Here is a 9,011-nt window from a genome sequence, read left to right on the forward strand (position 1 = left end):
TCGAGATCGATCATGCAGGATGCAACCCTTCCCCGCCCGGCCCTGCTGGGCATTGACCTTGGTACCACCAACAGTTTGATCGCCGTCTGGCAGGACGGTCAGGCCCGATTGATCCCCAACGCCCTTGGCGAGGTGCTGACCCCGTCGGTGGTCAGCCTCGATGAAGACGAGACCATTCTGGTCGGCAAGGCCGCCCGCGCACGCCTGACGACCCACCCGGAACGCACAGCCGCCGCGTTCAAGCGCTTCATGGGCAGCGACAGGAAAATCGAACTCGGCACACAAACCTTCAGCCCGGAAGAGTTATCGGCCTTGGTACTTGGCTCACTCAAGCAGGACGCCGAGGCTTTTCTCGGCCAGCCGGTGGCTGAAGCGGTGATTTCCGTGCCGGCGTATTTCAGTGACGAGCAACGCAAACGCACCCTGTTTGCCGCCGAACTGGCAGGCCTGAAGGTTTCCCGACTGATCAACGAGCCAACCGCCGCCGCGATGGCGTACGGGCTACACGAGCAGAAGTTCGAACGCACGCTGATCTTCGACCTGGGCGGCGGGACGTTCGATGTCACGGTGCTGGAATATGCACTGCCGCTGATCGAGGTGCATGCGTCCACCGGCGACAACTTTTTGGGTGGCGAAGACTTTACCGCTGCCCTGCTGAATGCCTGTCTGAAAAACTGGCAGCTGACCCCGTCGATGATTGATCCGCAAGGCATGGCCAGCCTGGGTGATGCCCTGGAACAACTCAAATGCAAACTCGGCGAAGGCACTCAATCGTTGAACTGGCGCCATGCTGACAAACTGTACGAATGGTCGCTGGACGAAGCCGCTGCCGTGAAGATCTGGGAACCCTTGCTGACACGGCTGCGCGCGCCGATCGAACAGGCCCTGCGCGATGCGCGCCTGAAACCACGGGATCTCGACAGTCTGGTGCTGGTGGGTGGGGCGACGCGGATGCCTGCGGTACAACAGTTGGTCGCCACCCTGTTCGGACGCCTGCCTTACCGGCATCTTGATCCGGACACGATCGTCGCGCTCGGTGCTGCCACGCAAGCGGCCTGCAAGGCACGCGATGGTGCGATCGAAGAACTGATCCTGACCGATGTCTGCCCGTATACGCTGGGCATCGCGACCATGCGTGGCAAAGGCATCGACGGCGCCTTTTCGCCGATCATCGAACGCAACACCATCATCCCGACGTCACGGGTAGAGCGCTACCACACCACCCATCCGCGGCAGGAGCTGATCCGCATTGCCGTTTACCAGGGTGAGCGGCCGTGGGTACGTGACAACATCCTCATTGACGCTTTCGATGTCACCTTGACGCCCACCGATAACATTCAGGAGCTGGACGTACGCTTCAGTTACGACATCAACGGTTTGCTCGAAGTCGACGTCACGCTGCTCGAGACCGGCGAACGCCACAGCCACAGTATCGACCGCAGTCCCACCGGACTGGATGAGCAAGCGCGCAGAGACAGCCATAACCGACTGTCAACACTGAAGGTCCATCCACGCGATGCATTGCCCAACCGCACACTGCTGGCCCGCCTGGAGCGGGCATGGATGCAGAGTCTGGGCACACAGCGCGAACACATTGCCGAGTGGCTGCACAACTTCACCAGGGTACTCGGCGGGCAGCAGCCGGCAGAGATCGCCAGCCACCGCTCGGAACTCAACAAGGCGCTGGACCAGTTGCGCCTCTAGCCGTTGAGTCGCCGCAGAGCAGCCTGCAGGCCACCGGACAGCATCTCGCCACCGCCGCTGTCCGGCGGCACGCCATACCGGTTGGGCAACTTGTCACCGGGAAAGCCGAACAGCAGCAGCGGCAGGAATGGCAAGACCGGCGACAGGGCCATGAATATCAGCAACGTGGGCAAACCTCGCCCCATGTCGTGCAAACGACGCAGAGTGGCGCCGAATAACAACAGAACACTGAATAACAGAATCAGAATGCCTAAGAACGTGGTACCGCTGATCAGCCCTGCCACCGGCGCAATCACCACACACCCCAGAACCTGAGCGATAAAAGCCTTGCGCCCCAGCCGCGAGCCCAGGCGCCAGATCGCCCCAGCCGGCACCGGCTGAATATCACTGTTGGCCAGCATCAAACGCTCCGACCAGGACAGTAAGGCACACAGCGCCAGGCGCAAGCCGATACTGTTCTGCACGTCATCCTTGCCCTGCTGCAATTGGCGCAGCACTCGCGTTGTCGGCACACCGGCAGCGCCATAGCGAACCATGGCCTTGAGCGCATCGAGAGACTCGTACGCCAACAGTTTGTCGACCCCGAAATCCGTCAACACCTTGCGCGGCGGCCACACCGGCTCGCCCTTGATCAAGCCGTCACGAAACCCTTCGAACCAGTCGTCCTCGCAACTGACCGCCGCGATGGATTGCAACAACGCACGATGTTGCTCGGCGCTCAGGCTCGGGTCGTGATAGAGCACGCCCCAGAACATCAACAAACCCAGCAGGTCGTCGCCACATGCAGCGCGATCGCTTTCGATGCAGGTGTAAAGCAGGGAATTGGCAGGCAGACGGGCACTGTCGAGGGCCTGCTGCACGCTGAACAATTGCTGCACCAACAAGCCGTGTACCGGATCATTGCCTTGCAGCCAGCCCAGCAAACCGTCGCAATTGCCTTGTTCGCGTTGCAAACGGCGCAACAGTGGCTGCAATCGGCTAAAGGGATGAGCCGGATTGAACGGCAGACGCTCCAGGCACTGCCCATCGATCAATTGCAGCCAGCGTTCCGGCTGATCCAGCAATGCCAGCAAAAACATGGTTTGAGCGTGCCATTCCCACGCGGCCTCCCCCAGCCCGACCGGCGGCAACCCGATCCCGCGACGGCTCAACTGAAAAAGCAGATCGAGTTCGGACAGGTCACAGTCGTCTTTGACGGCACCCAAACTGAACGCTTCGGCGATGCGCTCCAGGGCGGTGTCACTGTAGGGCCGCAAGCGACGCAACCACAGGCGACAGACCTTGTGCAGCGCGCCGTTTGTCAGCTCCTGCGGCAATTGCTGCGATGTTGAATCCGCTTCGCTGAAGGCGCTCATCGCCTGCGCAATCGGCGCATTCTCCAACCAGCGCAGGTGCTGCCCGGCCTGGGCTTTGAACCCGCTCAGCACCAGGCATTCGAGCGCATCGACCGGGAGCGGCTGATCCAGAATCCGCTGCAGCAAGACCGCATCACCGCGATGCAGCGCCCACGCATGCCGGTACAGTTGCAGCAGCCGGCTGTCGGCATTCTCACCCAGCAGTTGGGCAAGCAACGGGAGTTCATCGCCCGTCATGCGCCAATCGACAAAACTCTGCGCCAGGCTATTAAGCTTCAAGCGCCCGACACCCAACCAACGGTTCAGCGTCTCGGGGCGTTGCGACGGACTGCCGTATACCTGAGCGTCATCCCCGAGATCCGCAGGCCAGTGAGAAAACTCGTCCAGACAATCGAACGCCTGAACCAGCAGAGGCAGAAAAGTCGGTTGCCGCTTGGTGCACAATTCCAGCAGACGACTTTCGGCCATCGGATGGCGGAACTCGTTCCACAGCCTGATCCAGCACGGCAATGCCTGATCGTCCCGCCCCAGCAGACTGCTCTGACACGCCAACAGGTAAAGCCAGTCCACATCATCAGGTGCTTCCAGCTGCTTTTCGACGCAGCACTGCAAAAAAGTCGATGCACCGATGCCCGCCTGAGTGAACTGCACCAGCAAACGCTTGATGAACGCAGCATCATCCGGCAACGGCAGACAGGTGTGCTGGCTGGCGAAGTCGGCAAACTCATGGAGTGGACGCTGGGTGAAAATGAAGTCGAGGCTGCGGGCGTACCAGAGTGTTTCGGTCTGCGCAGCCTCTGACCAGGCGCTCATCAGATCGGTATCAAACGGGTCAGGCGTTTCGATTCGCTGCAGAAAGGCTTCCACCCGCCGCGCGTCTTCGAATTCCAGATCCAGCAACTGCTGATCCCAGGCCATTCGCCTGGCCAACAGATTCGCGCAGCGGTAGGACAGCGGACCGGCATCAGCCATCCGGTGGTAGAGCCCCCAACCGAGTTCATCAAGCTGTTCCAGCGACAGCTCATCAAGCGCCCTGACAAATGCCTGCCATGCCCCGACATTGAACCGTCGCGCGGGATCGTCAAGCAATTCGCAGAAATCCACGAACGCCTGCGGGACCTCGACAACCTCCTGCTCTGACTCTTCAGTTTCTTCCTCGAGCGCTTCTTCCTCGTCTTCACGCGCCAGGCGCAACGCGTTTTCGTAGGCCATGCGCAGCGCCTGAAATCCTTCCGGATCGGTTTCCGGATGATGCGACGGTAGACGTGCGCGGTAGGCATCGCGAATCAGGGTTTCGTCGGAGGTGGGCTCGATGCCCAGGCGAATCCAGCAACTCATGACCAGTCGAACTCCTTGAGCGATGCCGGACGGGGCAGCAGATCAATCTCCATGTGCCAGGGCAGGTCGGACAGAAAGTGCGGGATGTTCTGGGCGAGGCCGCGGGCGATCCGCAGGTTATGAGCACTGTCCCCCTGCCGTTCCAGCTCGCAGGCCAGCTCGTCGTCGCTCTTGTTCAGGCAGCACCAGAAGCTGCGCCCCACGACAAAGCCATTGAAGTAGGACATCCAGCTACCGTAGTGAAATTGCGCCCTGACGGCCAAACGACTGTGCAGCCAGTTGCTTTCGGCCAGATCAATCCACTGATTGCGCACCCCGCAACGCAGGAGAAATCCCATCCGCCCGTAGTCCCAGGACAAAATCCCTCCGGGACCGCAACCTCCAAAAGTGCGACTGGCAAACTCATGCAGAACACGCTCGCGAGGGGTCAGCTGCTCCAGCAAGCGCTGCCATTCACTCGGCAGACAACGTTGCCACGCCGAATAGGCTCCACTCAGGTGCTTGGCATGTCCGTCGTCCGTCATCCATTGGAGCATGTCGAACAATTGCCGCCGGTCATCGATACCCCAACTGTCCTTCAGATCGATGTAGCGGTCGTCGCAGAACGCGGGGTCGTCGTACCCGGCGCCGGTGTTGAGCGCTGCCATTGGCGCAGAAAGGGCGCACAGCCAGCGCTGTTGAATATCGTCCATGAAAAAAGGCTCCACGCCGACCGATAAGGATGGGGTCGGCAACACTGCGGCGGATTGTAGAGAAACCGCCGCCGCCGGCAAAGTCGAACAGCTGTTTTCTTGCGCCCACAAAAAAGGCCCCGACGTATCGGGGCCTTCATTCAGCGGCTTATCGCCCGTTCAGACGATTTGTTTCTGCAAGTGACTCAGTGTTGCAGCGCCGGCTTCTGCGCCCCGTTGATCGGGATGCGCTTGGCTTTCGCCTCTTCCGGAATCACGCGCAACAGGTCGATGCTCAACAGACCGTTGCTCAGGCCGGCGGCCTTGATCTCGATGTGATCGGCCAGGCGGAAGGACAGCTTGAATGCACGCTGGGCAATGCCCTGGTGCAGGAACGTAACGCCTTCGTTGGCATCACGCTTGCCGCCACTGATGGTCAGCACGCCTTTTTCGACTTGCAGTTCCAGGTCTTCTTCCTGGAAACCGGCCGCCGCCACGACGATGCGGTATTGATCGTCACCGTGTTTTTCCACGTTGTAAGGCGGATAGGTGCTGCCTGGCTCGTTGCGCAGGGCCGTTTCGAACAGGTCGTTGAAACGGTCGAAACCTACCGAGGAACGGAACAGTGGAGCGAGGGAAAATGCAGTACTCATGGTTCAAATCTCCTGAAAACAATCAGCAAGTTTTTTTGTCTCCGCGACCCGAATTCGGCATCGCGTAACCCTTAGATAGGGACCTGCGTTTTGTTTTCAAGAGCGTATTTGAAGATTTTTTCAGGCCGCTTCGGCGACCGGCAACCCCAGTAAACGCGAGACTTGATCCGGCTCGGTTTCACGCCGAAGCACGGTAAACAGCTCGGTGGCCTCAGGATAATTGCGGGTCAGCATGGCCAGCCATTGCTTCAAACGGCCCGGCGACTGACGAGCAGTCATTTGCGCTTTGGCTTGCAGCCAGAAGTCCTGGATCAGTGGCATCAGCTCGGCCCAGGTCATCTCGACGACCTCCTCACCGGCACGGGCGGCGGCGATCTGTTTGGCCAGATCCGGACGCGAGACCAGACCGCGACCGAGCATGATGTTTTCGACGCCGCTGATTTCCCGGCAACGGCGCCAGTCTTCGACGCTCCAGATGTCGCCGTTGGCAAATACCGGCACCTTGACCACGTCCTGCACGCGCGGAATCCACTCCCAATGTGCCGGCGGCTTGTAGCCGTCGACCTTGGTGCGGGCATGAACCACGATGTGCTCGGCGCCGCCCTCGGCCAGTGCCGTGGCACAGACCAGCGAGCCGTCCGGGCTGTCGAAACCCAGGCGCATCTTGGCGGTGACGGGAATGTGCGCGGGTACGGCGCGACGGACGTGCTCGACGATCCGGTTGAGCAGCTCCGGCTCCTTGAGCAGTACCGCACCGCCACGGGATTTGTTGACGGTCTTGGCCGGGCAACCAAAGTTCAGGTCGATCACTTCAGAGCCCAGCTCGCAAGCCAGCGCCGCGTTTTCTGCCAGGCACACCGGATCGGAACCCAACAACTGCACGCGCAATGGCACACCGCAAGCCGTGCGCGCACCATTGAGCAGTTCAGGGCCGAATTTGTGGAAATAGGCTGGGGTCAGCAACTGGTCGTTGACCCGAATGAATTCGGTCACGCACCAGTCAATACCGCCGACACGGGTCAGAACATCGCGCAGGATGTCGTCGACCAACCCTTCCATCGGCGCCAGAGCAATTTGCATGGGAAACACACACTCAAGGAAAAACGTGCGGCAGTTTACTGGGTTTCGCGGGCTAAACCCATGTCCGCCGTCTGTATGGCCGGGCCGTAGCCTTCGATGAACTCGGCGGGCATGCGCTTGGGCCTGCCGGTGGACAGCTCGATGCAGACGAAAGTGGTCTGGGCACGCAGCAGCGTGGCGTTGTCGCTGGGGCGGATCAGCTGGAAGTGACGGGTCATTTTCAGACGCTGGTCCCAATCGACGATCCAGGTCGCCAGTTGCAGTTCATCGCCTTCGTAGGCAGCGGCCAGGTAGTCGATTTCGTGTCGCACCACGGCCATCGCCCGGTCCAGGCGCCGGTACTCGACCAGATCCAGCCCCAGGCGCTGCGAGTGGCGCCAGGCGCAGCGTTCGAGCCAGGTCACGTAGACCGCGTTGTTGGCGTGGCCCAGCCCGTCGATGTCCTCGGCGCCCACTTGCAGATCAATGGTAAACGGCGTTGCCCGATCCCAGCCCATGCCCTACTCCCGGTCAGATGATTCAACCGGGGCAGTGTAACGGATGACTACGCCGATTGCCGCGCCTGAAGGCTGCGCCCGGCCAGCAGTGATAGCACGCCATCAATCACCCGAGGGTCGGCCAGCACGCGCTGGTGACCGCCGGCCTCCAGGCGCAACAGGCGACTGTCGAACCAGGACTCGTGAATCAGTTGGGATTCCTTGACCGAGACAAAGGTGTCGTCCTCGGCATGCACGATCAGGCCTGGCATATCCAGTTGATAGTGGGCGACATCGAGGTTGGCGGCGCGCATGCCGACGTCCTGTTCGACTTGTCGAATGAACGCTGAACGAGCTCTGGGCGGCATGCCGACGTAACGGGCAAACCCGCGCAACACCCCGAGAATCCGCGCCGGAGCGGCGATGCTCACCAGGGTTTCGGTACGCAAGCCCAATTGCACCGCGAGCATGGCACTGGCGCCGCCCATGGAATGGCCGATGACCGCTTGCAGCGGCGGTAATTCAGCAGCGGCTTCAAGCATCGCGCGGGCGAACAGCACCACGTTGGCTTCACGCCCCGGGGAACGGCCGTGGGCCGGGCCATCAAGCGCGACAACGGTGTAGCCCGCTTCGACCAGCGCCGTGATCAGCGCGGCAAACTGGGTGGGCCGCCCTTCCCAGCCGTGCATCAGCAAAACAGTCGGGCCTTGCCCCCAGCGCAGGGCCGAGAGACCGAAGCGCAAGGTGATGCGTTCGGATTTCGCCAGCAGCGGCAATTCCCAGTCTCGCGGTGCATTCGCGCGCGGCGTCATGAACGCCAAACGCATTTTGCTCGCCACCAGTTTCGGTGCGAACCAGCCCAAGGTGCCATTAACGCCGCGAACCCACTTCAACGTGCTCATCGCTCTCTCCCCGGGCTTGTAGCCTTCAGGTCAACGCACCGCCGACTTGGCAGCGCGCAGCAATCGATCGGATAAATCCCCAGGGCCCAACGCTCTTGCGAGCGCCAGGCCACCCACCATCAAGGCTACGTCGGCCAACGCTTTGTCGGTGTCTTCCGGCGTTGCCGCCAACTGCGCAATCATCAATTCCAAGTGTTCGTTCAACGCGATCCGAAAGGCCTCCGGCAGACGGCCCAATTCGCCAATGGAGGCCGGAATCGGGCAGGCAGAGTCGCTGGAATCGCGATGCTTGCGCGACAGGTAGAACGCAGCCACCAGGGCGCGGCGTTCTTCACCGGTCAGGTCGCTGTCCATGTCGGCAATCAGGTCGCGGCGGCGACCGAGCAATTGCTTGAACGCCTCAAGCATCATGGCGTCCTTGCTTTCGAAGTGCGCGTAGAAGCCGCCGACGGTCAGGCCGGCCGCCCCCATCACTTCGCCCACGCTCGGTTCAGCCGGGCCGCGCTGGATCAGTGCAGCACTGGCGGCCTTGAGAATGCGTTCGCGGGTTTGAGCTTTCTTGTCGTTCATCGTCGCCTCCGAATATTACGATAGCAATATTATTCTCATAATAATATTCCGCAAGTCACATGCGTGACCGCTGGTCTGAAGCACAGTGTTAAGGAAAAAGAGAATTTGGCCAAACGCCAGACAAACAAAAGGGCCATTCAATAATTGAATGACCCTTATAAAATCCCGCAAAGCGGGTAATCGTGGCGTCCCCTAGGGGACTCGAACCCCTGTTACCGCCGTGAAAGGGCGGTGTCCTAGGCCACTAGACGAAGGGGACACA

8 protein-coding genes and 1 tRNA gene are annotated in these 9,011 nt (G+C 60.8%); 1 reads left to right on the forward strand and 8 read right to left on the reverse strand.

Annotated features, from left to right (window positions below; all coding sequences use genetic code 11):
* Nucleotides 1–12 precede the first annotated feature (12 nt).
* Nucleotides 13–1,704 carry an Hsp70 family protein gene (locus ACKJSM_RS28060; RefSeq protein WP_410239471.1) on the forward strand — a complete coding sequence of 564 codons (1,692 nt, stop codon included), beginning with the start codon at nucleotides 13–15 and terminating at the stop codon, nucleotides 1,702–1,704.
* Here ACKJSM_RS28060 and ACKJSM_RS28065 read toward each other — a convergent pair.
* The 8 genes from ACKJSM_RS28065 to ACKJSM_RS28100 all read right to left on the reverse strand — a co-directional run bounded on the left by ACKJSM_RS28065 (nucleotide 1,701) and on the right by ACKJSM_RS28100 (nucleotide 9,008).
* Complete coding sequence (locus ACKJSM_RS28065) at nucleotides 1,701–4,397, reverse strand: DUF805 domain-containing protein (protein WP_410239472.1); 2,697 nt, start codon at nucleotides 4,395–4,397, stop codon at nucleotides 1,701–1,703. The two genes, ACKJSM_RS28060 and ACKJSM_RS28065, sit on opposite strands and share 4 nt — an antisense overlap.
* Nucleotides 4,394–5,089, reverse strand: coding sequence for a DUF1266 domain-containing protein (locus ACKJSM_RS28070; RefSeq protein WP_410239473.1), 696 nt, complete (start codon nucleotides 5,087–5,089; stop codon nucleotides 4,394–4,396). The genes ACKJSM_RS28065 and ACKJSM_RS28070 overlap by 4 nt, the downstream gene beginning before the upstream one ends.
* A gap of 185 nt (nucleotides 5,090–5,274) precedes the next feature.
* Complete coding sequence (locus ACKJSM_RS28075) at nucleotides 5,275–5,721, reverse strand: Hsp20 family protein (protein WP_063429319.1); 447 nt, start codon at nucleotides 5,719–5,721, stop codon at nucleotides 5,275–5,277.
* Between the two features lie 120 nt (nucleotides 5,722–5,841).
* Complete coding sequence (locus ACKJSM_RS28080) at nucleotides 5,842–6,801, reverse strand: tRNA dihydrouridine synthase (protein ID WP_410239474.1); 960 nt, start codon at nucleotides 6,799–6,801, stop codon at nucleotides 5,842–5,844.
* A gap of 35 nt (nucleotides 6,802–6,836) precedes the next feature.
* Nucleotides 6,837–7,298: an acyl-CoA thioesterase gene (locus tag ACKJSM_RS28085; RefSeq protein WP_039770148.1), complete on the reverse strand. Its 462-nt coding sequence runs from the start codon at nucleotides 7,296–7,298 to the stop codon at nucleotides 6,837–6,839.
* 47 nt (nucleotides 7,299–7,345) lie between these two features.
* Complete coding sequence (locus tag ACKJSM_RS28090; protein WP_236180473.1) at nucleotides 7,346–8,179, reverse strand: alpha/beta fold hydrolase; 834 nt, start codon at nucleotides 8,177–8,179, stop codon at nucleotides 7,346–7,348.
* A gap of 30 nt (nucleotides 8,180–8,209) precedes the next feature.
* On the reverse strand, nucleotides 8,210–8,749 hold the full coding sequence (locus ACKJSM_RS28095; RefSeq protein ID WP_236180471.1) for a TetR/AcrR family transcriptional regulator: 540 nt from the start codon (nucleotides 8,747–8,749) through the stop codon (nucleotides 8,210–8,212).
* A gap of 183 nt (nucleotides 8,750–8,932) precedes the next feature.
* Nucleotides 8,933–9,008: transfer RNA gene (locus ACKJSM_RS28100), tRNA-Glu, on the reverse strand.
* Nucleotides 9,009–9,011 lie beyond the last annotated feature (3 nt).

The sequence above is a fragment of the Pseudomonas sp. PHC1 genome (genome assembly GCF_046487845.1).
Lineage (GTDB): Bacteria > Pseudomonadota > Gammaproteobacteria > Pseudomonadales > Pseudomonadaceae > Aquipseudomonas > Aquipseudomonas sputi.

What these genes read in the sequence shown, in the direction of transcription:
- ACKJSM_RS28095 (WP_236180471.1), bottom strand. Translation starts at nt 8,749, where the DNA reads ATGAACGACAAGAAAGCTCAAACCCGCGAACGCATTCTCAAGGCCGCC.
- ACKJSM_RS28090 (WP_236180473.1), bottom strand. Translation starts at nt 8,179, where the DNA reads ATGAGCACGTTGAAGTGGGTTCGCGGCGTTAATGGCACCTTGGGCTGG.
- ACKJSM_RS28080 (WP_410239474.1), bottom strand. Translation starts at nt 6,801, where the DNA reads ATGCAAATTGCTCTGGCGCCGATGGAAGGGTTGGTCGACGACATCCTG.
- ACKJSM_RS28065 (WP_410239472.1), bottom strand. Translation starts at nt 4,397, where the DNA reads ATGAGTTGCTGGATTCGCCTGGGCATCGAGCCCACCTCCGACGAAACC.
- ACKJSM_RS28085 (WP_039770148.1), bottom strand. Translation starts at nt 7,298, where the DNA reads ATGGGCTGGGATCGGGCAACGCCGTTTACCATTGATCTGCAAGTGGGC.
- ACKJSM_RS28070 (WP_410239473.1), bottom strand. Translation starts at nt 5,089, where the DNA reads ATGGACGATATTCAACAGCGCTGGCTGTGCGCCCTTTCTGCGCCAATG.
- ACKJSM_RS28060 (WP_410239471.1), top strand. Translation starts at nt 13, where the DNA reads ATGCAGGATGCAACCCTTCCCCGCCCGGCCCTGCTGGGCATTGACCTT.
- ACKJSM_RS28075 (WP_063429319.1), bottom strand. Translation starts at nt 5,721, where the DNA reads ATGAGTACTGCATTTTCCCTCGCTCCACTGTTCCGTTCCTCGGTAGGT.